Source organism: Paracoccus aurantiacus (genome assembly GCF_007993065.1).
In the GTDB taxonomy this organism is placed as follows: Bacteria; Pseudomonadota; Alphaproteobacteria; order Rhodobacterales; family Rhodobacteraceae; genus Paracoccus; species Paracoccus aurantiacus.
In genome coordinates this window covers 369517-396496 of the sequence record NZ_VOPL01000001.1, presented here as the reverse complement: position 1 = coordinate 396496, position 26980 = coordinate 369517, and the positions used below count along the sequence as shown (strand labels likewise).

Genomic DNA, 26980 nt, shown 5'->3' with positions numbered 1-26980 from the left:
TGCTGCGCCTATGGCCGAGGGCGAGGGCCAGCGCCAACGAGAACCGGCAGACCAAACCGACGCCATCGCAGGCAGCGGGCCAGCACGGGATGAACCTCGCGACGACGGCTGCGCTGTGGCCGACGCCGCAGACGGACAGTTTCCACAGCCGGGGCGGCGAACGGCGCGACGAGAAGGGTCTGGACCGCATGGCGCGGGACTGGCCGACGCCAATGGCGAACGACGGCTGCAAGCCGAGCGCGGGCAACCGAAAGACGGCCGATCTGACCCATGCCAGCCGCATGTGGATGACGCCGACGGCGCGGGATCACAAGGATGGGGCAACCACACTGGCGAACACACCGGTGAACGGCCTGCTTGGCCGCCAGGTCCTGGTGACGACGATAGCTGGGAGCGATACCTCCGAGCCGCGCCGGACCTTGAACCCGCTGTTCGTCGAGGCGCTGATGGGCTGGCCCACCGGGTGGACCGGCTTCGGCTCTGTGGCAACGGCGTGGTCCCCTTGGTTGCGGCGCATGCGCTGCGAACTCTGGCGGCTGAATTGCTGGCCGATGGATGAGGCAGCGGCATGAAGCAATCGCGTGCCATGTCGCTGGTCGAGTCCGTCGCCAACGTGATCGTCGGCTACGGCGTCGCGGTGGTCACGCAGATCCTGATCTTCCCGATCTTCGGGCTGCACACGACGCTGGCGCAGAACCTGAAGATGGGCGCGGTGTTCACCGTGGTGAGCATCGCACGATCCTTCGCCCTGCGGCGGGTGTTCGAGGCGATCCGATGCGCCATGGACAAGGAACACCAGCGTTAGGCCGACACCACGAAGCGGTTTCCAAGTTGCCGCTATACCACTCAGATCCTATGGTTTCTCCGAGTTGGAGACGGCGGCTGATCTATTTTGCCGCCCAGAGATTTGGGATCGAGATTGTAGTGCTGCAGAACCAAGAGGAAGAAGGAAATAGCGACGCCGCCGACTTGCTTCCAGACGGCCTAGAGGCGTTGCGGCGAGAGCTCGGCCTCGGAGACGTGATGGGGTTGATCGAGAGGACTGCGCGATGGGTCGATCCGCGAACATTCGAGTATCTTTCCGTCTGGTATCCAGAACACGCGAGACGAGCCCTGTTCTATAAGGCGAACTGGTCCGAGCCGCAGATGAACCGCAATCGGCAGACGGGCGCGATCATCCACAAATTCGAAGGAAACATTCACGCGAACAAGGCACTGACGCTCGCATTGGGCCTTCGTGCCGGGGAACGGCCGAACTGGTCATGTTGCCATATATGGGGTGTGGATGATGCTGCTTATCAGATCAGCAACGCCGTGGTGCAGGATCGGCGCTTCTTTTCCTGCGTGGCGAACATGGTCCTTCTCCCCACGCCACTAAAGGCATTCACGGACGTCATGACCGAAGTAAAGATGATGCTGCGCGTATGCGCGTTGCAACTCTACGGTTGGTCTTGTGACCATGAGGAGGTCGCAGACAACGCGCGGCAGGTGGCGGAATGGTCGGATTGGGGCGCTTACCCGGAAAGCTGGCCGAAGCCTGATCGGCCCTCGCTCCCTCTCGGCACGGCCAAGTTCTCGGCGCGGATCAAGGACGCGGCAGACCGCAGGAAGGCCGTCATTCGCAAGGATCTAGCATCCGCTGGCCCGCACTATCCTCGGGATGATGTCCTCAAGGTGCTCGACTACTGGAACATTTCGCTTTGAGACAAAGAAGCCGCCGCCCCGAGGGACGGCGGCATTTCGACTGGCGTGGTGCGCGGCGCTAGTCGCGCGGCAGGCTATAGACCCGCCCTCGGTTCTCGACCTTCTCCGAAGTCACCTCGAGCCCGAGCTTCTTCTTCAGCGCCCCGGCCATCGCGCCGCGCACCGTGTGCGACTGCCAGCCCGTCGCGGCCATGATCTCCTCGATGGTCGCGCCGTCCGGCGCGCGCAGCATGGCGATCAGGGTGGCCTGCTTGGTGCCCTCGCGCGGCGTGCGCGCTTTGGGCGAAGCCTTCGGTTCGGTGGGGGTGTCCGGCGCAGGCTCCTCGGTCGGCGCGTCCGTCGCGCCCGCAGGCGCGGCGTTCGCGTCCTCGGGCTCGATCCCGATGGCGGCGAGGCCTGCGTTGGTGGCGACCAGCGTGACGCCGTTTCCGTCGCCGGTCTCGCGCCAGACGGGCTCGCCATTGCGCATGTCGGCGTCGACCTCCTGCAGGAAGTTCTTCGCGAGCATCGCGCCGACCACCTTGGCGGCAGCGCCGCCGCGCAGGCTCTCGGGCAGCGGCAGAGCGATGCGGTCCTCGCGCTGTGCGGCGGCGCTGAGGATGATGGCTTGGGTATCGGAAAGCTTGGTCATGGGGTCGTCTCCGTATTCGGGCCCGCGTCATGCGGCGCCTTCTACGACCCCGAGCCGCGCAGGGCGCGCGGCGGGAGTTCCGGCAGTGCCGGAGATCAGCGGGCGTGTTCGCCCTCGCCGAAGGCGCTGTCGGTGATGCGCTTCAGAAGGCTGGCGTAGTGTTCGAGGGTGCCGACCATCGCCCAGCCCGCCTCGTCGGGGGCGCAGTTGAAATGGTCGTCGCTGAGTGCCTGCAGGCGGGCGAGCATCTCGTCGATCTCGGCCTTCTTGCCGATGAAGGCCGCGAGCGCGGCTTCCTTGTTCCGGCGCGCCTTCTCGGCGCGGAGTTCGTGACGCGGGGTGGTGATCGGGTTCAGGCGGGTGGTCATCGTGGTGGCTCCGGGTGAGTTGCATCGCTTCGTTGGAGTGACATTCCCTCTGTCCGCGAGGCTTATCAACTCGATAAGCACTTGAATCTGAATGATAATCGGAGCCGGCGATGCAGGGCATGAGCGAGCGCCAGTACGCCGCCCATGTCGGTCTGTCGCGGGGCGCCATCCAGAAGGCAAAGACGGCCGAGCGGCTGGTTCTCTATCCTGACGGCAGCATCAACGCGGCCGCCAGTGACGCGCGGCGGGCGGAAACGACCGACCCCTCCAAGATCCGGAAGCCGCTCACGCCGAAGCTGAAACCCGTCCCTGAAGCGGCCGTGGCCGCCGTCGGCGACACGCTCCGCGAACAGGGGCTGGCGGTTCCGGCGGTCGGCGGCGGCACGACCTTCCTGCAGGCGAAGACGGCGAACGAGGTGCTGAAGGCGCAGGAGCGGCGCATCCGGCTCCAGAAGCTGAAGGGGGAGTTGATCGAGCGGGCCCGCGCGCTGTCGCTGGTGTTCCGGCTGGCGCGGGAGGAACGGGACGCATGGGTGAACTGGCCCGCGCGCGCGGCGGCGCTGATGGCGGCCGAGCTCTCGGCCTCGTGCAGCGACGCGACGGGCCAGCAGATCACCGTGGAGCCAGCCGCGATGCAGAAGGTGCTGGAGAAACATGTACGCGCCCACCTCATTGAGCTCGCCGAGGTCCGGCCCGACTTCAGGTGATGATGACGCACTGACGGACTTCGACGGCGCGGGCGAAATCCTGCGCGCCTGGGGCAACGGGCTCCGGCCCGACCCGGACCTGACGGTGTCGGAATGGGCGGACCGGCATCGGATGCTCTCGGGCCGCGCCTCGGCCGAACCCGGGCGGTATCGCACAGTGCGCACGCCCTACATGCGCGAGATCATGGACCGGCTCTCGCCCGGCGACACGATGCAACGCATCGTGTTCATGAAGGCCGCGCAGGTCGGAGCGACCGAGGCGGGCAACAACTGGATCGGGTTCGCGATCCACCAGGCGCCCGGCCCGATGCTGGCAGTCCAGCCCACGGTGGACCTGGCCAAGCGCAACTCGCGCCAGCGGATCGACCCGCTGATCGACGAAAGCCCGGAGCTGCGGGAGCGGGTGAAGCCCGCGCGCTCCCGCGACGCGGGCAACACGATGCTGTCCAAGGAGTTCGCGGGCGGCATCCTGATCATGACCGGCGCGAACTCGGCAGTCGGGCTGCGCTCGACCCCGGCGCGGTACATCTTTCTGGACGAGGTCGACGCCTATCCAGCCTCGGCCGACGAGGAAGGCGACCCGGTCACGCTGGCCGAGGCCCGGTCATTGACCTTCGGCCATCGGCGCAAGGTGCTGCTGGTCTCGACGCCGACGATCCGGGGGCTGAGCCGGATCGAGCGGGAATACGAGGCCAGCGACCAGCGCCGGTTCTTCGTGCCGTGCCCGCATTGCGGGCACGCGCAATGGCTGAAATTCGACCGGCTGCGCTGGCAGAAGGGTCGCCCGGAGACGGCGGAATATCACTGCGAGGGCTGCGAGACGCCCATCGCGGAGCATCACAAGACGGCGATGCTGGAGAACGGCGAATGGCGGGCGACCGCCACGGCCGCCGATCCGACCACGGTCGGCTATCACCTCTCGGCGCTCTATTCGCCGATCGGCTGGCTGAGCTGGGAGCGGATCGTGCGGGCCTGGGACGCGGCGCAGGGCTCGGACGAGGCCATCAAGGCGTTCCGCAACACGATCCTCGGCGAGACCTGGGTCGAGACCGGGGAAGCGCCGGACTGGCAACGGCTCTACGACCGGCGCGAGCGCTGGACATCCGGCACGGTGCCAGCGGGCGGGCTGTTCCTGACGGCCGGGGCCGACGTGCAGAAGGACCGGATCGAGGTCGATGTCTGGGCTTGGGGTCGCGGGCTTGAAAGCTGGCTCGTCGATCACGTCGTCATTGAAGGCGGGCCGGATCGGCACGACGCCTGGTCGGAACTGACAGCGCTGCTGGACAGGTCCTGGCCGCACGAACGCGGCGCGCATCTCAGGATCGCGCGGCTCGCCATCGACACCGGCTACGAGGCCCCGGCGGTCTATTCCTGGTCGCGGGCGCAGGGGTTCGCACAGGTCTCGCCGGTGAAGGGTGTCGAGGGGTTCAACCGCTCGAGCCCCGTGTCGGGGCCGACCTTCGTCGACGCGACCGAGGGCGGCAAACGCCTGCGGCGCGGTGCGCGGCTCTGGACCGTGGCGGTGTCGACCTTCAAGGCCGAGACCTACCGCTTCCTGCGGCTGGCGCGCCCGACCGACGAGGAGATGGCCGACGGGGCGGCATTCCCGCCCGGCTCTGTGCATCTGCCGCATTGGGTCGAGAACGAATGGCTGAAGCAGTTCGTCGCCGAGCAGCTGGTGACGGTGCGCACGAAACGCGGCTTCGCGCGCCTCGAATGGCAGAAGCTGCGCGAGCGCAACGAGGCGCTGGACTGCCGGGTCTACGCCCGCGCCGCCGCCTGGATCGCGGGCGCGGACCGATGGCCCGACGAGAAATGGCGCGACCTCGAGGATCAGCTCGGGGCGGCCCCCACCGACACCGATCCCGCCGGTCAGATCAACCGGCCGGGACAGGCCCCGCAGGGCAAGCGCCGCTCCGACTGGCTCGGACGGCGCGGAGGTTGGTTCTGAACAAGAGGCGCAGAGGGCCAGCGGCCCGACAGGGAAACAACAATGACCGACTGGACGGAAACCGAGCTTTCGGCGCTGCGCCGCGCCTATGCCAGCGGCACGACCCGCGTCAGCTATGACGGCAAGTCCGTCGACTACGGCTCGGCCGAGGATCTGCTGGCCCGCATCCGCACCATCGAGCGCGCTATCGCCGGGACCACTCGACCACTGCCGGTGGCCGGGCTCGCGGGCTTCTCGCGCGGGGATCGCTGATGTCCGCAACCTGGTTCGATCACGCCATCGCCACGGTGGCGCCGCGCATGGCCGCGCGCCGCGTGATGGCGCGGCAGGCCTTCGAGACCCTGACGCGGGGCTATGACGGCGCCGCGCGCGGGCGGCGCACCGAGGGCTGGCGCGCGCCGGGATCCTCGGCTGACACTGAGATCGGCGTGGCCGGGGCGCTGCTGCGCGACCGGATGCGCGATCTGGTGCGCAACAACCCGCATGCGGCCAAGGCCGTGGCGGTGCTGGTCAACAACATCATCGGCTCAGGGCTAATGCCGCGCGCCGCGAGTGGCGACGACACGCTGGACCGGAAGGTCGACGCGCTCTTCGAACGCTGGACGGCGGACTGCGATGCCGACGGCCAGCTCGACTTCTACGGGCTGCAGACGCTGATCTGCCGCGAGATGGTCGAGGCGGGCGAGGTGCTGGTGCGCCGCCGTGTCCGGCGCGCGAGCGACGGTCTGCCGGTCCCGCTGCAACTGCAGGTGCTCGAGGCCGACTTCCTCGACGCCACGAAATCCGGCGCCCTCGGCGCGGGACGCCTCGTGCAGGGGATCGAGTTCGACCCGGTCGGCAAGCGCCGGGCGTACTGGCTCCATGCCGAACACCCGGGCGACGCCTATGGGGCCTTGCAGAACGGGTTGCAGAGCCGCCCGGTCCCCGCGACCGAGATCGCCCACGTCTACGAGAAGCAGCGCACGCAGGCGCGCGGCGTGCCTTGGGGCGCACCGGTGATCCGCAGCTTGCGCGATCTCGACGATTACGAGGTCGCCGAACTGGTCCGCAAGAAGACCGAGGCCTGCGTGACCGCCATCGTCTTCGGCGATGACGAGGCCCAGCAAGGGATCGCGCCCTCCGTGGTCGATGCCGATGGCAACCGGGTGGAGCAGTTCGAGCCGGGGCTGATCGCCTATGCACGTGGCGGCAAGGACATCCGCTTCAACCAGCCCTCGGCCACCGGCGGCTACGGCGAATACAAGCGGGCGAGCCTGCACACGATCTCGGCGGGCTTCCGGGTGCCCTACGAGCTGCTGACCGGCGATCTCAGCCAGGTCAACTATTCCTCTATCCGGGCGGGGCTCGTCGAGTTCCGCCGCCAGATCGACGCCGTCCAGTGGCAGTTGTTCATCCCGATGTTCTGCGCCCCGGTCTGGCGGTGGTTCACGGAAGCAGCATGGGCCGCGGGTCAGATCCCGTCGCCCATCGTACCGGTCGAATGGTCGCCGCCGAAGTTCGAGGCGGTCGATCCGCAGAAGGACGCGATGGCGAACCTGTTGTCGATCCGCTCCGGCACCATGACGCTGGCCGAGGTGATCGCGAAACAGGGCCGCAACCCCGACGCGGTGCTGGCCGAGATCGCCGCAACCAACGCCAAGCTCGACGCGCTGGGGCTGGTGCTCGACAGCGACCCGCGCCGCGTCACCAAGACCGGCAGCGCACAATCCAAAGACGGGGCCAGCGATCCGGCGACCGATCCGGCCGCTGACGAACCGGACACGGACGACCCGGCCGCCGACGCGGAAATAGACCCGGCGCAGGCCGACCAACAGGACTGACCCTCATGGACACGATGATCGAACTGCCGGCCATGCGCCGGTCGGCGGAGCTTGCTCCGAACACCGCCGATGCCGACAGCCGCACCGTCGAGGTGGTCTGGTCGGCCGGGGCCCGCGTCCGCCGCGCCACCTTCTTCGGCGAGCCCTATGACGAGGAACTGAGCCTCGATCCGGCCCATGTCCGGCTCGACCGTCTGAACGCGGGCGCGCCCTTCCTGAAGGTGCACGAGCTCGACACGCTCGATGCGGTGATCGGCTCGGTCGTGCCGGGCTCGGCGCGGATCGAGAACGGCCGCGGCATCGCGCTGGTGCGGATCAGCGAGCGCGCCGACGTCGAGCCGATCTGGCGCGACATCCAGGCTGGGCACATCCGCGCGGTCTCCATCGGCTACCAGGTCCACCGCTTCGAGGTCTCGAAACCCGAGGCCGCCCGCGAACTCTGGCGGGCGGTCGACTGGACGCCCTTCGAGGTGTCCGCCGTCGCGGTCGGCGCGGACCCCGCCGCGGGCTTCCGCGCCCAGCATCCCCTTCACGACTGCGTCCTCCACCGCCGGGACGCCCCCACACCGCAAGGAGCATCCCCGATGACCGACAAGACCCAGACCCCGGCGAGCGACGCCGCCGCACCCGCCACCACCCAGCCGACCGCGCCGGTCGAAACCGAGGACGCCCCCATGACCGAGCCGAAAGCGGCTGCGCCCGAGCCGAAGGCTGCCGCAGTCGAAACGCGCAGCCAGCCGAAGACGCAGGCAACTCCCGCGCCCGACACGGAAGCGGTCGCGACGCGCGCCCGCGAGGCCGAGCGCGACCGCGTCTCCACCATCTACGATCTGGCAGGCCGCCTGAACCTCGAGCGCGGCTTCGCCGAGGACCTGGTGAAGCGCGGCGTCAGCGTGGACGAGTCCCGTCGCCTGATCCTCGACCAGGTCGCGGCCAAATCGGACGAGGCCCGGACCTTCAGCCAAGTCTCCGTCCCGCTCGGCGGCCGCGACGAGCGCATCACCCGCCGCGATGCCGTGGCGAACGCGCTGCTGCACCGCTACAGCCCGACGCTCTTCCAACTGGAGGACGCCGCGCGCCAGTATCGTGGCATGACGCTGCTGGAGCTTGCCCGCGAAAGCTTGGGCAATGCCGGGGTCAACACGCGCGGCCTGTCGCGCGACGAGGTGGCGACGCGGGCGCTGCACTCGACCTCGGACTTCCCCGAGATCCTGTCGGCGGTCACCAACAAGACCCTGCGGCAGGCCTACGAGGCCTATCCCCGCACCTTCATGCTGTTCTGCCGTCAGGTGCTGGCCACCGACTTCAAGGCGATGCACCGGGTCCAACTCGGCGAAGCGCCGCAGCTGCTGGAGGTCGGCGAGAGCGGTGAGTTCAAGCGCGGCACGCTGGGCGAGAGCAAGGAGAGCTACAAGGTCAAGACCTATGGCCGGGTGGTCGCGATCACCCGCCAGACCTGATCAACGACGATCTCGACGCCTTCACCCGCATCCCGGCGATGTACGGCAACTCCATCGCCCAGCTGGAGTCGGACGTGGTCTGGGGCATCATCACCTCGAATCCGGCGATGGCCGACGGCAACGCGCTGTTCCACACCACGCACAAGAACCTCGCGGGCACCGGCGCGGCGCTCGATGTAGGCAGCGTGGGCGCGGCGCGCGCGGCGATGGCCAAGCAGACGGGGCTCGACAAGAAGACGGTGCTGAACGTCCGCCCCGCCTTCCTGATCGTGCCTGCCTCGCTGGAACTGAAGGCCGAACAGCTGGTCGCCCAGAACCTGGTGCCCGCCGCAACGTCCAGCGTGGTGCCGCAGTCGATCCGCACGCTCGCGCCGATCAGCGAGCCGCGCCTCGACGCCGCGAGCGAGACCGCCTGGTATCTGGCGGCCAGCCCGAACCAGATCGACACCATCGAGTACGCCTATCTCGAGGGTCAACAGGGCGCCTACATCGAGACGCGCAACGGCTTCGACGTCGATGGCGTCGAGATCAAGTGCCGCCTCGACTTCGGCGCCAAGGCCATCGACTGGCGCGGCCTCTACAAGAACCCGGGCGCATAAACCGCACCCCATGCTGAACCCTGACACACGGGCGGTCCAATCGGGCCGCCCTTCGTCTTTCCACGAGGATCACCCCCATGAAAAACTACGTCCAGCCCGGCAACACCATCACCCTGACAGCGCCCTATGCCGTCGCTTCCGGCGATGGCCTGCTCGTCGGCTCCATCTTCGGAATCGCCGCTGGCGCCGCCGCCCTCGCCGAGCCCGTCGAGACCGCGCTCGTCGGCGTGTTCGACATCACCAAGGTCGGCTCTCAGGCCTGGACCGTCGGCGCCAAGGTCTACTGGGACGACACCAACAAGCGCTGCACAACCGTGGCCACCGACAACACCCTCATCGGCGTGGCCATCGAGGCGGTGGCGAGCGGCGCGGGTGACACCATCGGCCGGGTCCGCCTGAACGCGGCGTTCTTATGAGCGCGTTTGCCGCCGCCGTGGGCGCGCTCTTCGCCGATCCGAACGTCGGTCGGGACGCGGTCTACATCGCCGACGGCGGCGCGCCCGTGCTGGTGCGCGCCGTCGCCCGGCATGCGGACGCGACCACCGACTTCGGCGATGCGCGACTCTGGTCCGAGACCACGCGGATCGATCTGCGCGTGGCCGAGGTGGCGAACCCGCGCCCCGGTGACCGCATCGAGATCGACGGCGACGCCTTCCTCATCCAGGGCGAGCCCGTCCGCGACCGCGAGCGGCTGGTCTGGACCGTCGATCTGCGCCCGGCGTGACCGTGATGAAGCTGAAGCTCGACATCGATCCCGACATCGTCGCGATGATGGCGGCCGAGGTCGCGGCGGGCGAACGCGCGGTGACGGCCGCCATGCGCGAGGCCGGGTCCGGGCTGAAGTCGGCCTGGCGGTTGCAGATCACCGGCGCGGGGCTCGGCCCCCGGCTCGCCAACTCGATCCGCAGCCAGAACTTCCCGAGGTCGGGCGAGAGCCTCGACGCCGCGGCGCTGGTCTGGTCGAAAGCGCCGGTCATCGTCGGCGCGCATGACACCGGCCCGCTGATCCGCTCGAAAGACGGGTTCTGGCTGGCGATCCCGCTGCCAGCTGCTGGCAAATCCCTGCGCGGCGGCCGCATCACGCCCGGCGAATGGGAACGACGGCGCGGGCTGCGCCTGCGCTTCGTCTATCGCCGCACGGGCCCGAGCTTGCTGGTGGCGGAAGGACGGTTGAATACGAAGGGTCAAGCGGTCGTGTCGCGGTCGAAGACCGGCCGCGGCAAGGTCACCGCGCCGATCTTCCTGCTGGTGCCGCAGGTGAAGCTGCCGAAGCGGCTGGACCTGGCGCGGGATGCGGAGCGCGCAGTGGACGGTGTGCCGGGGCTGATCGTGGCGAGCTGGGTGGAGCAGAGGTTCTGAAGATGACTGCTGTGGCGGGCCTTGCGCTTATTCGACGATGTCCGCGATGGCCGCTTCGAACTGATAGCATCAAGTTGTCTTCAGATCAGCCCGCGCGTCGCGGATAATCGACCAGGACGAATGCAGGAATAGTCCCGCAATCCCGAACGCGACGATCAGGTCGGGCCATGCGCTGCCCAGCCACGCGACGAGGGCCGCGGCCACAACCACGGCCGCATTGCCGATCGCGTCGTTGCGCGAAAAGAGCCAGACGGCCCGCATGTTCGCGTCACCCTTGCGAAACCGCAGCAGCGGCAGGACCGCGAGGACGTTGACCACGAGAGCGATGAGACCGAATAGCCCCATGAGACCGGCGTCCGGCGTCGTCTGGGTAAAGGCGCGCCAGATCGTCGTCCCAAGAACCCCAAGGCCCAGAACGCCAAGGAAGATGCCTTGGATCAGGGCGGATCGCGCCCGCCAGACAATGCTCCAACCGATTGCCAGAAGGCCCAGAAAGGTGATGAGGCCGTCGCCAATGAAATCGAGCGCGTCGGCCTTCACGGCCTGCGATCCGGAAATGAAGCCGCCGATCATCTCCGCAATGCCATACCCGACGTTGAGAATTACCACGATCCAGAGCGCGCGCCGATAGGCCGGGTCTTGGTAAGCTGCGCCCTCCTGCGCTTCGTCGTCGCCCGCTTCGATGCGATCGAACCCGTAGCCGGTCGCGGCCACGGCCCGTTCGATCTCGGACAGCCGCGCTTCGGGGACGTTCAACGTCAAGATGTGGGTGGCGGAGGAGACCTTTACTGCCTCCGGCGCCACGCCCGCCGACTGCGCGGCCCGCTCGATCTGGGCGGCATCCTTGGCGCAATCCATTCCGGAGACGCGGTAGCGGAAAGATGCGACATCTGCGGTCGGTTCGGCGCCTTGGGCATTGGCCATGCTTGCATTGGTCCTGCTATCTTGATGTGCGAAACACATCAGCGGAGAATGATATGGAACAAATCGCCGCGGACCGCAATGCCGTCGCGACGGCCACCGAGCGGCGGGCGAAGTTCTTTCGCGGCCTCGCGGACCAGAGCCGGTTGGCGATCCTGGATGCTCTGTGCGCCGGGCCGCTGGTCGTTCACGAGATCGTCGGGCGCACGGCCCTGACACAACCCAACGTCTCGAACCACCTTCGATGTCTGTCGGAGTGTGGCCTCGTAACCAGCATGCGCGATGGTCGTTTCGTGCGCTATCGGATTAGCAGCCCCCGGATTGCGGATCTTCTGCACGATGTGGAGGCTCTGCTCGACGCGGTGGCTACAGGCGTCGAAGCTTGTCGCAATTATGAGCCTGACGAGGATGAGTTCCACCGCTGACCCGCGTCACGACCTTAGCACATTGGCGCCGTCCGTGAATGCTGCTGCATTGGTCCGACTGGGCTTGAGGCGTATTCTTTCCGCAGTCGCCAATCGTGGTCCATCTCCATGCCCAGCCCTCGTGAAACCATCCTCGCCGCGCTGCACGCGCGGCTCTCGGCGCTGCCCGCGACCGCGCTGCGCGGCGAGGTGCTGCCCGAGCGTGTCCCGGCCGAGGGCCTGCTGATCCTGCGCGACGGCGAGCCGGGGGAGCCGGAGGTGACGTTGTCGCCCCTGCGGTATCACTACCAGCACCGCGCCGAGATCGAGGCGGTCGTGCAGGGCGCCGCCCGTGACGCCGCCTTCGACACGCTCTGTGCCAGCATCGGGGCTGCGCTCTCCGCCGACCGGACGCTTGGCGGGCTCTGCGACTGGGTCGAAGCGGAAGCGCCGCGGCCGGTGGACTTGGCCGTAGAGGGCGCGGCCAGCCTGAAGGCCGCCGTGATCCCGGTGGTCCTGCACTATTCCACGGCCGATCCGCTGGCCTGATCCCGACAACCCGAGGAGAACACCATGGCACGAGCCCAGGGGGCGCGGGCGCTGATGGCGCTTGCGTTCGAGACGACCTATGGAACGCCGCCCGCCAGCGGCTTCACCCGCATGCCCTTCGCCAGCACGACGCTCGGCGCGGAGCAACCGCTGCTGAACTCGGAGCTGCTGGGGTACGGCCGCGATCCGCTGGCGCCGATCAAGGATGCGGTGACGGCTGATGGCGACGTTGTCGTGCCGCTCGACGCCGAGGCCTTCGGCTTCTGGCTGAAGGCGGCATTCGGCACGCCGACGACCACGGGCGTGGAGGCCCCGTACACCCACGAGTTCCAGTCCGGGTCCTGGACGTTGCCCAGCATGTCGATCGAGACCGGCATGCCGGAGGTGCCGCGCTACGCGATGTATTCCGGCTGCGTGCTCGACCAGATTACCTGGCAGATGCAGCGGTCTGGCCTGCTGACGGCGACGGCGCGGCTGGTTGCGCAGGGCGAGACGGTAGGGACGACGACCAGCGCAGGCACACCGGCGGCACTGGAATTGAAGCGCTTCGGGCACTTCAACGGCGCGATCACCCGCAACGGCACCGCCCTCGGCAATGTGGTCTCGGCCGAGATCACCTATGCCAACAATCTAGACCGGATCGAGACGATCCGCTCGGACGGCCGCATCGACGGGGCCGACCCGTCCATCGCGGCGCTCACCGGCCGGATCGAGGTGCGCTTCGCCGACCAGACGCTGGTGACGCAGGCCATCAACGGCGAGGCCTGCGAGATGGAATTCGCCTACGTCCTGCCCTCGGGCGAGAGCTTCACCTTCACCGTGCATGCCGTCTACCTGCCGCGCCCCCGGATCGAGATTTCCGGGCCGCAGGGCGTGCAGGCGACCTTCGACTGGCAAGCGGCGCGCGACAGCGTGGTCGGCCGGATGTGCACCGCAACCCTCGTGAACGATGTGGAGACCTACTGATGCTGACGCTCGACCTGACCAATGCCCCGCGCTGGCATGACCTGGCACCCGGCGTGCGGGTGCAGCTGCGCCCGCTGACCACCGCGCTGATGGTGGCGACACGCAGCGACCCGGCCGTCGAGGCCGTTCCCGAGGAGGCCTCTGATGAGGAGCGCGCCGTCGCCTTCGCCAAGGCGCTGGCGCGGCGGGCGGTGCTCGTCTGGGAAGGCATCGGCGATGCGGAGGACAATCCCATCGATCCGAGCTCGGAGGCCATCGACGCACTGCTCGACGTCTGGCCGATCTTCGAGGCCTTCCAGCTGACCTACGTCTCCAAGGGCCTGCAGCTGGAACAGGAAAAAAACGGCTCCGCGCTCTCGCCGAATGGTCCTTCGGCGGGGGCGAGCGATACTGCGAGGGTTGCGAACCCTGCGGAGCCAGCGCGCAAGCCTGCCCGGACTGCCCGGCGCGGCTGAACCGTCCGGAAACGCCGGAGGGCTGGCAGGTTTGGGACCTGGTCGGTCGTCTCGGCGGCCAGCTGCGTGTCCTGCCCGGCATAGTGATCGGCTGGGACATGTCCGCCGCGCTGGCGCTCGGTGACGCCCTCGGCGTGCCGCCGATCGCCATGGCCGAACTATTGCCCGTCATCGAAGCGGTGATGGTCGCCAAACTCAACGAACAGATGGATCACTCCCATGGCGGAAAAACGAGTTAGCGTCCGCCTCGCCGCCGTGGGCGGACGGCAGGTGCGCGCCGAACTGGAAGGCGTGGGCGAGGCTGGCGCGCGCGGCTTCGGACGGCTCAGCCGGGAGATGGAAGCGGCCAACGCCCGGCTCGCAGCCTTCTCGCGACGGGTGCGCGTGGCCGCCGCAGCGGCGGTTGCCGCCGCAGCCGCCGCTGGCGTGGCCATGGTCCGCTCTGGGCTTCAGACGGTGGATGCGCAGGCCAAGCTGGCGCAGTCGCTGGGCACGACCGTCGCCTCGATCCAGACGCTCGAGCGGGTGGGCGAGCTGGCGGGCGTCTCGATGTCCGGCATCGAGCAGGCCACCAAGGATCTGACGCGCCGTCTCAGCCAGGCGGCGGCCGGGACCGGCCCTGCCGCCGACGCGCTCGACCGGCTTGGCCTTTCCGCCACCGACCTGATCGCGCTGCCGCTGGACCAGCGTGTGGGTGCCATCAACGCCGCCATCGAGAGCTTCGTGCCTGCCGCCGAACGCGCGGCGGTCGCGGGTCAGCTCTTCGGCGAGGAAGGCTCCATCGCCATGTCGCGGATCGACACGGCGACGCTGCGCCAGGCGACGGAGGATGTCCTCGCCTTCGGCGTCGTCGTATCGGAGCAGGACGCCGACCAGATCGAGCGCACGAACGATGCCATTTCCCGGCTCGGGCTGATCTGGCGCGGGCTATCGAACCAGCTGGCGGTCGCTGCAGCCCCCGCGCTGGAAGCGGTCGCCAACGCCATGGCGGCGGTCGCCAGCCGCACCGGTCCGCTTGGCATCGCGATACGTGGTCTCTTCGACAACATCGGCCGCCTGACGACCTACGCTGCCACCTTCGCCGCCTTCCTCGCGGGACGCTGGGTCGCTGGCATGGCCGCGGCAGCGCTCTCCGTACGCGGCCTATCCACCGCGCTTGTTCTGCTGCGGGGCGCGCTGATCCGTACCGGCATCGGGGCGCTGATCGTCGGCGCGGGCGAACTCGTCTACCAGTTCACCCGCCTCGTGTCCGGGGCGGGCGGCTTCGGCGAGGCACTGTCGCTCCTGAAGGACCTCGCGGTCGAGGTCTGGGAGCGGATCAGGATGGGCGCAGCTGCGGCTGGCGCGGCCGCGACGGCGATGTTCTTCGACCTGAAGGCGGACGCAGCATCGGGCATGCAGAGCGCCATCGAGAGCGTCGTCGGTTTCGGGAACAGCGCCGCGAACACCTTTGAGGGAGCCTACGAGGCGATCAAGGCGATCTGGGGCTTGCTGCCCTCCGCCATCGGCGATCTGGCGTTCCAGGCCGCGAACAGCCTGGTCGACGGCGTCGAGGCGATGCTGAACGGCGTGGTCTCCCGCATCAACGGCTTCATCGGGGGCATCAACCAGGGGCTGGAAGCGCTCGGGTCCGAGCGCCGCATCTCGCTGGTGCCGGACCTCGACCTCGGCGAGATCGAGAACCGCTTCGAGGGTGCGGCCAGTGCCGCCACGACAGCGGCGCAGGCGGCGTTCGACCGGGCCTTCGAGGACAACCCGCTCTCCGCGCCTGATCTCGGTCTGACCGAGGCGGTGAACAGGGCGCTCGAGTCTGCGAACCTTTATCGCGGCGCGGCCCGTGATCTGGCCGAGGGCGCTCGCGCGCCTCTCGAAAGCTGGCAGGCGCTGCGCGATGCCGTGCGCGGCACCGACGAGGCCAGTGCCGATGGGCTGACCGAGGCCACCGGCGCGGCCGAACGGCTGGAGACGGCGCTTGGTGAAGCCGGACGCGCCGCCACAGGTGCTGGTGCGGCGGCCGGAGCCGCCGCCGCTGCCGCGGAGCCCGCGACCGAGGCTGCCGTCACCGGCTGGCGGGCGGTCACCGCCGCGCTCTCCGACTACGCCAGCAAGGCCCGCGAGATCGGCGGCGACATCGGCCAGAGCCTCGTCGGCGCCTTCCAGTCCGCCGAGAACGCTGTCGGCGAGTTCGTGCGGACCGGCAAGCTGAACTTCCGCGATCTCGTCACCTCGCTGCTGGCCGATCTCGCCCAGCTGGCCGCGCGGCGGTTCATCCTGGGGCCGATCGCAAACGCGCTCTCCGGCGTGTTCTCCGGGGCGGGCGGCATCTTCGCCAACGTCCTGCATGCGGGCGGGATGGTGGGATCGGCTGGGCCCTCTCGGATGGTCCCGGCCATGGCCTTCGCCGCTGCCCCGCGAATGCATTCAGGCGGCATGGCGGGGCTGCGCCATGACGAGGTGCCTGCGATCCTACAGCGCGGCGAGCGGGTGCTGTCGCGGCGAGAGGCGCAGAGCTACGGCGCGGGTGGCGGGGTCAACGTCACGATCATGGCGCGTGACGCCGAGAGCTTCCGGCAGTCCCGCACGCAGGTCGCGGCAGACATCGCCCGTGCGGTCTCGCTCGGGCGGAGGGGCATGTGATGGCGTTTCACGAGGTCCGGTTTCCCGACAACATCAGTCGCGGCGCGCGGGGCGGGCCGGAGCGGCGCACCCAGATCGTCGAGCTCGCCTCGGGCGACGAGGAGAGGAACGCCAGCTGGGCCATTTCGCGTCGCCGCTACGACGTCGCCTATGGCATTCGCCGCGCCGACGATCTGGCGGCGGTCGTCGCCTTCTTCGAGGCGCGCAACGGGCGCCTGCACGGTTTCCGGTTCAAGGATTGGGGCGATCACAAGTCCTGCCTGCCTTCGGGCACGCCTTCGCCCACCGATCAGGCGATCGGCACCGGCGATGGCGCGACGACCGCCTTCCAGCTGGTGAAGCGCTACGCCTCAGGCGCGCAATCCTGGACGCGCGCAATCGCCAAACCGGTGGCGGGCAGCGCGCGCATCGCGCTTGCCGGGATTGAACAACCCTCCGGCTGGTCGGTCGACGCCACGACCGGCGTCGTCACCTTCAGCACCGCGCCGGGCGCTGGCCTCGCCATCACCGCGGGCTTCGAGTTCGACGTGCCGGTCCGTTTCGACACCGACGTGCTCGACGTGACGCTCGACCTCGAGCGGCTCGGCTCGATCACCTCCATCCCGCTGCTGGAACTGCGCCGATGAAGACCCTCGACCCCGCCCTGCAGGCCCATCTCGACGAGGGCACGACGACGCTCGCCTGGTGCTGGCGTATCGCCCGCGCCGATGGCGCGAGTTTCGGCTTCACCGACCATGACCGGACGCTGAGCTTCGACGGTACGGAGTTCGAGCCGGAGAGCGGGCTCACGGCCTCGGAAGTGCGCTCCGGCTCGGACCTGTCCGTCGATGCGCAGGACGCTGAAGGCGTGCTGACCTCGGACCGGATCACCGAGACCGACATCCTCGATGGCCGCTGGGACAATGCCGAGGTCGAGGTCTGGCGGGTGAACTGGGCGGACACGAGCCAGCGCGTGCTGATGCGGCGCGGCGCCATCGGCCAGATCCGGCGCGGGCGGCTGGCCTTCGTTGCCGAGGTCCGCTCGCTCGCGCACGTGCTGGGCCAGACGGTCGGGCGGACCTTCCAGGCGACCTGCGACGCTGCGCTCGGGGACGCGCGCTGCGGCATCGATCTGGAGGACCCGGCCTACGAGGGCACGGGCGCCGTCATCGATCTCCTGCGCGACCGGGCCTTCACCGCCTCGGGACTTGGCGGCTTCACCTCCGGCTGGTTCACCTTCGGCACGCTCGAATGGGCCAGTGGTGCGAACGCCGGGCGGCGCACCGAGGTGCTGGGCCACGACGTGACGGACGGCATCGCCGTGCTGACCCTGCTCGAAGCGCCGGTGCGGTCCATAGCCGAGGACGACGGCTTCACCATCCGTGCGGGCTGCGACAAACGGATGGAAACCTGCGGGGCGAAGTTCGCGAACACCGCCAACTTTCGCGGCTTCCCGCACATCCCTGGTCAGGACGCCGTACTCCGCTACGCCACCAAGGACGGTGGGCACGAGGGAGGCGTGCTGTGACCTCCGCCGATCCCACCCGCTGGACGCGCAGGTCCCGAGCCCTCGCGGCCGACAGCTGGGGCGGGCTCGAGGTGCCGCTGGCCGAGGAACTGGAAGCCTACGAGGTCGAGATCCTCGACGGCCCCGCCGTGAAGCGGGTGCTGAGCACGGAAACGACCAGCGCGCTCTACACCGCCGCCCAGCAAACCGCCGACTGGGGCGCGCCGCTCGCCCCCGGCGACACGCTCGACATCCGCATCTTCCAGCTCTCCGCCCTCGTCGGGCGGGGCGCGCCCAAGACCGTCACGCTGATACTCTGAAGGCTTTTCCCATGTCCGACGCCACGACCCATCTCCTGCTTCCCTACATCCTGGCGGCGCAGGCCCAGAAGCACGTCACCCACAACGAGGCGCTGCGGATCCTCGACGGGCTCGTCCAGCTCTCCGTCCTCGACCGGGACCTGACCGCGCCGCCCGGTTCTCCCGCCGATGGCGATCGTTACATCGTCGCCTCGGGCGCGACGGGCGACTGGGCGGGCTGGGACCTGAACGTCGCGCTCTGGACCGATGGCGCCTGGCTGCGACTTCCCCCGCGGATCGGCTGGCGCGCATGGGTCGAGGACGAGGGCCTGCTGCTGGTCTATTACGGCGCGAGCTGGGTTGGCACGACGCCGCACGCTTTGCAGAACATGGCGCTCCTCGGGATCGGCACCACGGCGGATGCGTCGAACCCGTTCTCGGCCAAGCTGAACGCGGCACTCTGGACCGCGAAGACCGTGGCCGAGGGCGGGACCGGCGATCTCTTCTACACCATGAACAAGGAGGCCGCCGCAGGCGATCTCGGGCTGACCCTCCAGACCGGCTTCGTGACCAAGGCGCTGGTCGGGCTGTTCGGCTCGGACAGGTTCCGGCTCGCCGTCTCGGCCGACGGCAGTACCTTCTTCGACGGGCTGAGCGTCGACAACGCCACCGGCATCGTCGACCAGCCGCGGCTGCCGCGGTTCAAGGCGTACACCAACTACGACAACTATGTCGGCGTAGGAACCTGGACGAAGATCGGCCTGAACAACACCGATTATAACGATCAGGGGGCGTTCGACGCCGCGAACAACCATTTCGTGGCGCCTTCGGATGGCACCTACCTCTTCGGCGCGACGCTGCTTTACAAGATCAACGCCAGCGCCACGGCCCGCATGCGCGGGCGGCTCGTGCTGAACGGCACGACGGAAATCCGCGGCTCCCTCGGCGAAATCTCCGCCACCCATGTCTCGCTAGCCACCGCGATCTGGCTGCAGACCATGGTCCCGCTCACTGCGGGCGACACCGTCGAGTTGCAGGGGTATTTCCGGGTCGCGGACGGCTACTTCGCGGCTGACCACACCTCGTTCTGGGGCGCGAAGATCGGCTGAGCGGCAACAACGGGATTGCACACGCCCCTTTGACCTGTGCGGCGCTAGCGGAAAGAAATGCCTTGAAGCTCTAGTTGGTGGAGGTTGCATATCGAGACACGAAAGCGCTGCTCGTGCCTCGCGAGCCTGCGCAAATGCCCAGAACAAAGGCTGCCAAATGCTGACAAGACGACACTTCGTTCGATCAACCACAGCGCTGTTTTCAGCGTCGGTCTCCGGCCCACTCCTCGCCGATACCTGGCCCACCGAGGCGCAGAAGGCTGCCTGGGATGCACAGGTGACGCCTCCAAATTATGTCCCCGAAACCTCCAATCCTTGGGGTCTGCACCCGCGGTTCCTGCCGCAACGAGTCGTCGCGAAGGACGGTCTCGTACCGGGAGATATCCATGTCGATGCGGTCGCGCGATATCTCTACCATATCGAGGAGGGTGGAACCGCTATGCGTTATGGCGTGGCGATCGGGCGTGGCGACCTCTACGAACCGGGTATCTATACGATACAGCGCAAGGTCGAGTGGCCGCACTGGACCCCGACCCAGAACATGATCGAGCGGGAACCGGAGATTTATGCGCAGTTCGAGGGTGGTGTGGAACCCGGGCCCGAGAACGCGCTCGGATCGCGGGCCATGTACCTCTACGTCGGGGATCGCGACACATATTTGCGGATTCACGGTACCCCGTTTCCGCAAAGTATCGGCAGCCGAGCCAGCTCGGGTTGCGTCAGGATGGTGATGGCGCACATCAACAGTCTCTATCCACGTGTCGAGATCGGCTCGACGGCGTATCTCTATTCGGCGGAAGGCAGCCTTGCGGCACCAGAGGTTGGCGACCTGTGGTGATGCGCGCCGAGCGACGGATGCTGCCGTTCGCATTCGTCAGGCCTGCGCCTGCCGACAGATAGCCGCTCCGTTTCTTGCCCGAAGTGGCAGGAGCGTTGTCTCGACCTGACCGCGATGCTCGTACCAGTAACACCCGTCGTCAGGCAGCAGGCGGACGGTTGAGAGATCCTGACCGTCCGCCGCCAATTCGAGAACGATCTCGGGAACGCCGGACTCGGGTTCAGTGGCAGGCAACTGGCCGACCTCCTGCGAGCCGCAGCTTGCGGTCAGAAAGAGTGCGACGACAGCCATCTTCATCCGTGTCCGAGTAATACTCAGCATTGTTGTTCCTTCCGCTTATGCCACTCCTCGCGACGGTTTTCATGGGTAGTGCTAAAACCGCACGGATCACCGCACTTTCTAGCAAAAATACAAACTGAAATACCACCGTATTTTGCTCTTGAAGCTCTAGCTACTGTAGGGGCTATGTCATGGTGATGCACCCGAATCCAGAGGTCCATTCATGCCGTCCGACACCCATCACCACGATCACGATCATGCCGAAGACGACCAGGCAAACGGCGGCAACTGTTGCGGGAGCGCGGGAACGTGCGGCGACATCGAGCCGACGACGCCCGCGCCGACGGGCGGGCGCAGTTTTCAGGTGTCCGGCCTCGATTGCGCCGAGGAGGTCGCGATCCTGAACAAGGTGGTTGGCCCGAAGATCGGCGGGGCCGAGCATCTCGCGTTCGACGTGATCAATGGACGGATGACTATTCTCGACAGCGCCAAGAGTGTATCGGACGGCGAAATTGCAGAACTGGTCGCAAGCACCGGCATGACCGCCAAGCCCTGGGATGCCGAAAACGCGTCGGTCGACCAGGCGGCCCATCTTGCACGACAGCGGCTGTTTACGGCGCTCAGTGGCGGCTTCTGGGCCGCGGGATTTCTGTGGCACATCATCGAGACCGGCATGGGGGGGGCACTCGGCCTCTTCGCAGGGCACGGCGAAGCGCCGATGCCACTGGTCGAGGCAGGGCTATTCGCGGTTGCGATCCTGTTCGGTGTCTGGCTCGTGGCACCCAAGGCATGGTCGTCCGCACGGAGGCTGTCGCCCGACATGAACCTGCTGATGGTGGTCGCGGTGGCCGGTGCCATAGGGCTTGGCGAATTCTTCGAGGCGGCGACGGTTGCGTTCTTCTTCTCGCTCTCGCTCTACCTCGAAAGCTGGAGCGTCGGGCGTGCGAGGAATGCGGTCTCGGCGCTCTTGGATCTTGCACCACCGACGGCGCGCGTGATCCGCGAAGACGGAAGCGAGGCCGACGTTCCGGCGGCTCAAGTCGCCGTAGGCTCAAGCTTCATAGTACGCGGTGGCGACCGTATCCCCCTCGATGGTGAGGTGACGGACGGCGCGGGCGCGGTCGATCAGGCGCCAATCACCGGAGAGAGTGCGCTGGTCCCAAAGGAACGAGGCGACGAAGTCTATGCCGGCACGATCAACGGCGAAGGCACATTGACGGTGCGCGCCACGAAGGCCGCCTCGGACACCGTCTTGGCCAAGATCATCCGCATGGTCGGCGACGCCCATGCCCGCCGCGCGCCGGTGGAGCAATGGGTGGCGAAGTTCGCCCGCATCTACACGCCTATCGTCATGGCTCTCGCCATTGCAATTGCCCTGCTGCCGCCGCTCATTTTCGGTGGGGCCTGGGATTATTGGTTCTACAATGCACTCGTACTGCTAGTGATCGCCTGCCCGTGTGCTCTGGTCATCTCGACACCGGTCTCCATCGTCGCCGCACTCACCGCCTCAGCGCGGGCCGGAGTGCTGATCAAGGGCGGTGCATATGTTGAGGCACCGGGCAAGACCACTGCACTGGCCATGGACAAGACCGGCACGATCACCATGGGCGTGCCCGAGGTGGCGGCGGTGCATCCGCTGGGTAGAGCATCGGCGCAGGATCTGATGAGCCTCGCCGCGGGGCTCGAGGCACGTTCCTCGCATCCCTTGGCGCGCGCCATTCTCGCGCGGGCAGAAGCCGACGGCATCAAGGTGTCCGCCGCAGAAGATACCCGAACCGTTCCTGGTAGGGGACTTGAAGGACGCACTGACGGCCGGTCGATCTGGCTAGGGTCGGACCGGTTTGCCGAGGAGAAGGGTTTCGGCGACGCCATTCCGAAGGATTTGCGCGACCGCATCGAAGGGGCTGGCAGCACCCTTGTTGCCGTGGGCGACGACACCGGCGTGACCGGCATCCTGGAATTGCGCGACCGTATCCGCCCCGACGCCGAGGGCATCGTGGCACAGCTCCACGCGCAAGGCGTGAAGACCATCGTCATGCTGACGGGCGATAACGAGCGGACGGCGCGCGCCGTTGCAGCCGAGGTCGGCATCGACGAGGTCCGCGCCGAGCTTCTGCCCGAAGACAAAGTGACAGCCATCGAAGAACTGGTCGAAACGCATGACATGGTGGCCATGATCGGCGACGGGGTGAACGACGCCCCCGCCATGGCGCGGGCGCATTACGCCATCGCGATGGGTGCTGTTGGTTCGGACGCGGCAATCGAGACTGCGGATATTGCCCTGATGACCGACGACCTCGGCAAGGTGCCTTGGCTGATCGGTCATTCGCGCCGGACAATGTCGATTATCCATCAGAACATCGGTATTTCCTTGGCGACCAAGGGCGTTTTCGTTGTCGCTACCGCGTTTGGAGTGGCATCGATGTGGGGCGCTATTGCAGCCGACGTAGGAGTGTCATTGCTGGTGGTGGCCAACGCCCTGCGCCTGCTGAACAGCCAAGAGGCTAAGGCGCCGCCGTCCGGCGGTGAACAGGTTGGCCCACAAATGGCAAAGGCCGCGCTTGCCCACGGACATTGATCACGCAGCATTTGCAAGGTAACGTAATGTCCATATCAGACCTCACGAAAGAGGCATCGAGCAGTGAAAACCATCCGATTTCCCCGCCGCGCCGTCCTGTTAGGCGGGCTGGCAGCGTTTTTGTCCGGCTGTGCCAGCAAGTTCCGCAGCTATGGCGGACCCGAGGTGACCCGTGTTCGGCTCTACAAGGGGCAGCGCTTGCTTGTTCTCGACGGAGCCGATCGAGTATTGCAAACCTATCCGGTCGGACTGGGTTTCGCGCCCGAAGGTCACAAGCAATTCGAGGGAGACGGTCGGACCCCGGAGGGCAACTACGTTGTCGATAAGCGCAACCCTGAAAGCACTTATCATCTTTCGGTTGGCATCTCTTATCCGAATGAGGCCGACATCGCTTTTGCCGAGGCGCAGGGCCGATCCCCCGGGGGCGACATCTTCATCCATGGTGGTCCACGACCCGGCATCGACCCAACGGACGTCCGCGACTGGACAGCTGGCTGCATCGCGGTCACAGATCGGCAGATCGAGGACATCTATGCAATGGTGAAGGACGGAACACCTATCCACATCTTTGCATGACGGTGTTTCTCATGCGGCGGTAGCGCGCCGTCGCATTGGTCGCCATTGCCCAGCTCCACGAAGCCAAGATGAGCGCCAGCAGCATCCAGTCCCCGAAGCTCGCGTAGAGTGTCGGCGGTCGCGCGGAGGGCAGGCTAGCGTCGATGATGCCCGTTTCGCCGGTATCGAGCCGCGCAACGATCTCTCCGTTCGCGTCGATGACCGCGGAGATGCCCGTATTCGCGGCTCGGATGACAGGAAGGCCTTCCTCTACGGCGCGCATCCGTGCGGAAGCCAGATGCTGCTCCGGTCCGATGCTGGTGCCGAACCAGGCGTCGTTCGTCGCGTTGAAAATCCAGTCAGGTCGGAACAGGTCGTCGACCACATGGCCTGGGAAGATGATCTCATAGCAGATCGCTAGGGCGACCAGCGGCATACCCGGAAGTGCAAGCGTTCGTGGGCCCGGTCCGGGCGTAAAGTCGCCGAGCCCCGCCGTCAGCCGCTCGATGGGCAACCAGCCGCGGAATGGCACATATTCGCCGAAGGGTACGAGATGATGTTTCGCGTATCCGGTCAGGATTCTGCCGATCGCGCCAAAAGCCTAGACCGTGTTGCAATATCGGGTGCCATCTTCGCTCGGTACACGGTCCGGCACACCGGTGAGCAGCACCCTGCCGTCTGGTAGCGCAGCGGCAATGCGATCCCGTGCCTCCGTATCCTCATCGAGGAAACCCGGAGAGGCGGTTTCCGGCCAAAGAAGAACGTCGAAATCGCCGGGCTGGGTTGAAAGCTCAAGATAGCGCGCGAAGGTCGCCTCGCGGTTCTCGGGCGCCCATTTCTCCTCTTGTGGAATGTTGCCCTGGACGATGCGCAGGTCGACACCGGGTGGCTGTTGTGCATCCGACTGGAGGCGAAGCGTGCCGACAGCCCACATCGTCGCGATGCCCGCCAGCGCCATGAGCGAAACGGTCAATCGTTGCCGCCCGGACGCCATGACAGCCGCGCCGGGAAGTGCCGCGACGAACACGGTGAGAAAGCTTAGCCCATAGCTTCCGACCCAGGCGGCGGGTTGGCGAGGAGCGGCGTAATCGACCAAAGCGTAGCCGGCGAGGTTCCATGGAAAACCTGTCAGAACGTGACCGCGCAACCACTCGGCCACGGTCCAGGAGGTCGCGAACAGGAGGCAGGCCAAGAGACTGCCCATGGCTCCACGCCGCGCGATTTCGGCGAAAAGCGCGGCGGCAATGGCCGGGAAAATCGCGAGACCTGCGGACAATCCCGCGACGGCCGGGATCGCCATCGCCCCGAACCGCTCGGCCTCGACGTAGAAACTCTCTGCAATCCACGAAATCCCGAAACCGAACTGGCCGAGACCAAACGCCCAGCCGACGAGGAAAGCGCGCCCGAAGGAGAGATCGCGAAGCCCGACAAACAACGCGGAATAGGCAACGGGAACAAGCAGGAGAATCGAAAGAGGCGGGAAAGTCAGAACCGTCAGCGCCCCGGCGGCGAAACCAAGCGTCATCCGCGAAAGCAAACAGGGGCGCAGAGCGATGCGGTTCAGAATTTCCGTCTTCACGACTTGATCGGACGCCGCGCGCTGATCCATGGCGCGGCGAGCAAGAGCCCTACGCCACTGACGACAAATACATCGGCCATGTTGAAGGCAGGCCAATGTGTTGTGCCAATGTAGAAATCGAGAAAGTCTGTTACAGCCCGATAGCGCACACGATCGATGACATTGCCCAGCGCTCCGCCAATGATCGCGCCGTAGGCAAGTGTTTCGGCCGCATTTTCGACGCGAAACAGCATGACAGCAAGCCAAACACAGATGGCAAGAGCGAGAGCGGTGAGGCTCCACCACGGCGCGCCGCCCAGCATCCCGAAAGTCACGCCGTCATTACGAGAAAAGACGAGGTTGAATCCCGGAAACACGGAAATCCTGGCGCTAAAAGTGGCGGCATTCGCAACGACAATGGCTTTGGTGATCTGATCGATTGCGAACGCAGCAAGCGCGGCAAAGACGCCGATCACTTTGGGTAGTGACATTGCCTCACCCCAACCAGACATCGAGAAACAGCATCAGAACGAGCCCGACAGCCAGGCCGAGCGTCGCCCTGTTCTGATAGCCGCTGCGATGGGTTTCGGGGATAATCTCGTGGCTGATGACGTAGAGCATTGCGCCCGCGGCAAAGGCCAGTCCCCATGGAAGCAGCGGTTCCGACAGTGTGATGATGCCGGCCCCGAGCAGACCGCCAATCGGCTCGACCATGCCAGTCAGCGCCGCAATGCCCCAGGCGCGCAGCTTCGGATATCCCTCGCCCAGCAGCGACACCGCGACGGCCAATCCTTCGGGCGCGTTCTGCAAGCCGATGCCGATGGCGAGTGGGAGGCCACCTTCCATGCCACCGGAGCCGAACCCGACCCCGACCGCGAGACCCTCGGGAAAGTTGTGGATCGTGATCGCGATGATGAACAGCCAGACCCGCCGCAATGACGCCGCTTCGGGCCCTTCGCGTCCCGTCTTGAAATGCTCGTGCGGCAGCTTTTCGTTCATCAGGGCGACAGCCCCCATGCCCAGAAGGATCGAGACGCATACGATGGCCGCAGGCATCGCGCCGTTCTCGAACATCGGCTCTGCGGCATCTAATGCCGGGATGATCAGCGAAAAGAACGAGGCTGACAGCATGACACCGGCAGCGAAGCCGAGCGACAGATCGCGCGTGGCCCGGGACGGGATGCGCCCGAACAGCACGGGAGCTGCTCCGACTGCCGTGAGCGAACCGGCGGCGAGACTTCCGAGAAAGCCGAGCATTATCGGGGACAGATTTTCCATGGGCGGGCCAGATTATCCTTCGGCGTAGCTTGAAAAGACTTCCGTCGCCCCGTCCTCGCGGATGAGGAAGACATCATAGGCTTCGCGGTCATCCTCAGGCCCCATACCGGGCGAGCCATAGGGCATCCCCGGAACGGCGAGGCCTACGGCGTCCGGGCGCTCCTCGAGAAGGCGGCGGATGTCAGCGGCCGGGACATGGCCCTCGATCACGTAGCCATCAATGAGCGCGGTGTGGCAGGAGACCATGCGCTGCGGCACGCCGTTGTCGAGCTTGAAGCGAACCAGCGATCCACCGAACATGTCCTGGCCGGTCGGCGCAAAACCGTTTTCTTCGAGATGGTTCATCCACGAGAGGCAGCAGCCGCATCCGTTCGTCTTGCGGACGTCGATCGCCGTTGCCTCTGCGAGGGCCTGTGCCGCCGGGGAAAGGGCGAGCGTGATGGCCAGAGCTTGGGTCATGCGTTTCATG

Annotated in this window: 29 protein-coding genes and 3 pseudogenes; 24 read left to right on the top strand and 8 right to left on the bottom strand. The window is 66.9% G+C overall.

Going from position 1 to position 26980, the window contains the following annotated elements:
- Positions 1 to 89 precede the first annotated feature (89 nt).
- Genes FQV27_RS19090 through FQV27_RS01930 form a run of 3 tightly spaced genes read left to right on the top strand, consistent with a single transcriptional unit; the run spans position 90 to position 1704 of the window.
- Positions 90 to 572 (top strand): hypothetical protein, encoded by a 483-nt coding sequence (locus FQV27_RS19090; RefSeq protein ID WP_052095741.1) that lies wholly within the window; start codon positions 90 to 92, stop codon positions 570 to 572.
- A complete protein-coding gene (locus FQV27_RS01935; RefSeq protein WP_036751169.1) occupies positions 569 to 805 on the top strand; it encodes a DUF7220 family protein in 237 nt (78 codons plus the stop codon). Before FQV27_RS19090 ends, FQV27_RS01935 begins: the two co-directional genes overlap by 4 nt.
- A complete protein-coding gene (locus tag FQV27_RS01930; RefSeq protein WP_246132962.1) occupies positions 775 to 1704 on the top strand; it encodes a hypothetical protein in 930 nt (309 codons plus the stop codon). The genes FQV27_RS01935 and FQV27_RS01930 overlap by 31 nt, the downstream gene beginning before the upstream one ends.
- 58 nt (positions 1705 to 1762) lie before the next feature.
- Here the strand turns inward: FQV27_RS01930 and FQV27_RS01925 are convergent, their stop codons facing one another.
- Both FQV27_RS01925 and FQV27_RS01920 read right to left on the bottom strand, forming a co-directional pair.
- A complete protein-coding gene (locus FQV27_RS01925; RefSeq protein WP_036751167.1) occupies positions 1763 to 2335 on the bottom strand; it encodes a DUF3489 domain-containing protein in 573 nt (190 codons plus the stop codon).
- Positions 2336 to 2430: 95 nt separating this feature from the next.
- Positions 2431 to 2703: a hypothetical protein gene (locus tag FQV27_RS01920; protein ID WP_036751164.1), complete on the bottom strand. Its 273-nt coding sequence runs from the start codon at positions 2701 to 2703 to the stop codon at positions 2431 to 2433.
- Between the two features lie 110 nt (positions 2704 to 2813).
- Here FQV27_RS01920 and FQV27_RS01915 point away from each other — a divergent pair, with 110 nt between their 5' ends.
- The 8 genes and pseudogenes from FQV27_RS01915 (at position 2814) to FQV27_RS01880 (ending at position 10599) form a co-directional block, all read left to right on the top strand.
- Positions 2814 to 3410 (top strand): hypothetical protein, encoded by a 597-nt coding sequence (locus FQV27_RS01915; RefSeq protein WP_147096140.1) that lies wholly within the window; start codon positions 2814 to 2816, stop codon positions 3408 to 3410.
- The gene (locus FQV27_RS01910) at positions 3358 to 5361 is read left to right on the top strand and encodes a phage terminase large subunit family protein (RefSeq protein ID WP_147096139.1); all 2004 of its coding nucleotides are present in this window, start codon (positions 3358 to 3360) and stop codon (positions 5359 to 5361) included. The genes FQV27_RS01915 and FQV27_RS01910 overlap by 53 nt, the downstream gene beginning before the upstream one ends.
- Positions 5362 to 5403: 42 nt before the next feature.
- On the top strand, positions 5404 to 5613 hold the full coding sequence (locus tag FQV27_RS01905; protein WP_028030714.1) for a phage head-tail joining protein: 210 nt from the start codon (positions 5404 to 5406) through the stop codon (positions 5611 to 5613).
- Positions 5613 to 7181, top strand: coding sequence for a phage portal protein (locus tag FQV27_RS01900; RefSeq protein WP_147096138.1), 1569 nt, complete (start codon positions 5613 to 5615; stop codon positions 7179 to 7181). Before FQV27_RS01905 ends, FQV27_RS01900 begins: the two co-directional genes overlap by 1 nt.
- Positions 7182 to 7186: 5 nt before the next feature.
- Positions 7187 to 9240: pseudogene (locus FQV27_RS01895) on the top strand (prohead protease/major capsid protein fusion protein).
- 77 nt (positions 9241 to 9317) lie between these two features.
- On the top strand, positions 9318 to 9656 hold the full coding sequence (locus FQV27_RS01890; RefSeq protein ID WP_147096137.1) for a DUF2190 family protein: 339 nt from the start codon (positions 9318 to 9320) through the stop codon (positions 9654 to 9656).
- Positions 9653 to 9964, top strand: coding sequence for a head-tail joining protein (locus FQV27_RS01885; RefSeq protein WP_147096136.1), 312 nt, complete (start codon positions 9653 to 9655; stop codon positions 9962 to 9964). The genes FQV27_RS01890 and FQV27_RS01885 overlap by 4 nt, the downstream gene beginning before the upstream one ends.
- Positions 9965 to 9969: 5 nt before the next feature.
- The gene (locus FQV27_RS01880; RefSeq protein WP_093359950.1) at positions 9970 to 10599 is read left to right on the top strand and encodes a DUF6441 family protein; all 630 of its coding nucleotides are present in this window, start codon (positions 9970 to 9972) and stop codon (positions 10597 to 10599) included.
- Positions 10600 to 10668: 69 nt separating this feature from the next.
- Here FQV27_RS01880 and FQV27_RS01875 read toward each other — a convergent pair whose 3' ends face one another.
- Entirely contained in the window at positions 10669 to 11523 is an 855-nt protein-coding gene (locus FQV27_RS01875) for a cation efflux transmembrane domain-containing protein (protein WP_093359427.1), read from the bottom strand.
- Positions 11524 to 11576: 53 nt separating this feature from the next.
- Here FQV27_RS01875 and FQV27_RS01870 point away from each other — a divergent pair, with 53 nt between their 5' ends.
- The 11 genes and pseudogenes from FQV27_RS01870 to FQV27_RS01825 all read left to right on the top strand — a co-directional run bounded on the left by FQV27_RS01870 (position 11577) and on the right by FQV27_RS01825 (position 20263).
- Positions 11577 to 11945: an ArsR/SmtB family transcription factor gene (locus FQV27_RS01870; protein ID WP_093359426.1), complete on the top strand. Its 369-nt coding sequence runs from the start codon at positions 11577 to 11579 to the stop codon at positions 11943 to 11945.
- Between the two features lie 108 nt (positions 11946 to 12053).
- Positions 12054 to 12473, top strand: coding sequence for an acyl-CoA transferase (locus tag FQV27_RS01865; protein WP_147096135.1), 420 nt, complete (start codon positions 12054 to 12056; stop codon positions 12471 to 12473).
- A 24-nt stretch (positions 12474 to 12497) separates the two neighbouring features.
- Complete coding sequence (locus FQV27_RS01860; protein ID WP_147096134.1) at positions 12498 to 13439, top strand: phage tail tube protein; 942 nt, start codon at positions 12498 to 12500, stop codon at positions 13437 to 13439.
- The gene (locus FQV27_RS01855) at positions 13439 to 13894 is read left to right on the top strand and encodes a hypothetical protein (protein WP_147096133.1); all 456 of its coding nucleotides are present in this window, start codon (positions 13439 to 13441) and stop codon (positions 13892 to 13894) included. The genes FQV27_RS01860 and FQV27_RS01855 overlap by 1 nt, the downstream gene beginning before the upstream one ends.
- A 98-nt stretch (positions 13895 to 13992) precedes the next feature.
- A complete protein-coding gene (locus FQV27_RS19080) occupies positions 13993 to 14133 on the top strand; it encodes a DUF7697 family protein (protein WP_164555301.1) in 141 nt (46 codons plus the stop codon).
- Positions 14114 to 16531 carry a phage tail tape measure C-terminal domain-containing protein gene (locus tag FQV27_RS01850; RefSeq protein ID WP_147096132.1) on the top strand — a complete coding sequence of 806 codons (2418 nt, stop codon included), beginning with the start codon at positions 14114 to 14116 and terminating at the stop codon, positions 16529 to 16531. Before FQV27_RS19080 ends, FQV27_RS01850 begins: the two co-directional genes overlap by 20 nt.
- Positions 16531 to 17157, top strand: a complete 627-nt coding sequence (locus FQV27_RS01845; protein WP_147096131.1) for a DUF2460 domain-containing protein — start codon at positions 16531 to 16533, stop codon at positions 17155 to 17157. The genes FQV27_RS01850 and FQV27_RS01845 overlap by 1 nt, the downstream gene beginning before the upstream one ends.
- On the top strand, positions 17154 to 18038 hold the full coding sequence (locus FQV27_RS01840) for a DUF2163 domain-containing protein (protein WP_147096130.1): 885 nt from the start codon (positions 17154 to 17156) through the stop codon (positions 18036 to 18038). Before FQV27_RS01845 ends, FQV27_RS01840 begins: the two co-directional genes overlap by 4 nt.
- A gap of 8 nt (positions 18039 to 18046) precedes the next feature.
- Positions 18047 to 18337 (top strand): annotated as a pseudogene (locus FQV27_RS01835) (hypothetical protein); the annotation flags it as partial.
- A gap of 11 nt (positions 18338 to 18348) precedes the next feature.
- The gene (locus FQV27_RS01830; protein ID WP_147096129.1) at positions 18349 to 19425 is read left to right on the top strand and encodes a DUF2793 domain-containing protein; all 1077 of its coding nucleotides are present in this window, start codon (positions 18349 to 18351) and stop codon (positions 19423 to 19425) included.
- Positions 19426 to 19582: 157 nt separating this feature from the next.
- Positions 19583 to 20263: a L,D-transpeptidase gene (locus FQV27_RS01825; protein ID WP_090735029.1), complete on the top strand. Its 681-nt coding sequence runs from the start codon at positions 19583 to 19585 to the stop codon at positions 20261 to 20263.
- 36 nt (positions 20264 to 20299) lie between these two features.
- Here the strand turns inward: FQV27_RS01825 and FQV27_RS01820 are convergent, their stop codons facing one another.
- A complete protein-coding gene (locus FQV27_RS01820) occupies positions 20300 to 20584 on the bottom strand; it encodes a hypothetical protein (RefSeq protein ID WP_040610620.1) in 285 nt (94 codons plus the stop codon).
- Between the two features lie 181 nt (positions 20585 to 20765).
- Here FQV27_RS01820 and FQV27_RS01815 point away from each other — a divergent pair, with 181 nt between their 5' ends.
- Entirely contained in the window at positions 20766 to 23120 is a 2355-nt protein-coding gene (locus FQV27_RS01815; protein WP_090735031.1) for a heavy metal translocating P-type ATPase, read from the top strand.
- A 63-nt stretch (positions 23121 to 23183) separates the two neighbouring features.
- The gene (locus FQV27_RS01810) at positions 23184 to 23696 is read left to right on the top strand and encodes a L,D-transpeptidase family protein (protein WP_090735033.1); all 513 of its coding nucleotides are present in this window, start codon (positions 23184 to 23186) and stop codon (positions 23694 to 23696) included.
- On the opposite strand, the pseudogene lnt reads toward FQV27_RS01810, so the two are convergent.
- The 4 genes and pseudogenes from lnt to FQV27_RS01790 form a co-directional block, all read right to left on the bottom strand.
- Positions 23677 to 25200 (bottom strand): annotated as a pseudogene (gene lnt, locus FQV27_RS01805) (apolipoprotein N-acyltransferase). The gene FQV27_RS01810 and the pseudogene lnt overlap by 20 nt on opposite strands.
- 50 nt (positions 25201 to 25250) lie before the next feature.
- The gene (gene lspA, locus FQV27_RS01800; RefSeq protein WP_147096822.1) at positions 25251 to 25709 is read right to left on the bottom strand and encodes a signal peptidase II; all 459 of its coding nucleotides are present in this window, start codon (positions 25707 to 25709) and stop codon (positions 25251 to 25253) included.
- 19 nt (positions 25710 to 25728) lie between these two features.
- Positions 25729 to 26511, bottom strand: coding sequence for a ZIP family metal transporter (locus FQV27_RS01795; protein ID WP_101498978.1), 783 nt, complete (start codon positions 26509 to 26511; stop codon positions 25729 to 25731).
- A 12-nt stretch (positions 26512 to 26523) separates the two neighbouring features.
- Positions 26524 to 26979, bottom strand: coding sequence for a DUF411 domain-containing protein (locus FQV27_RS01790; protein ID WP_090735037.1), 456 nt, complete (start codon positions 26977 to 26979; stop codon positions 26524 to 26526).
- Between the last annotated feature and the right edge of the window lies 1 nt (position 26980).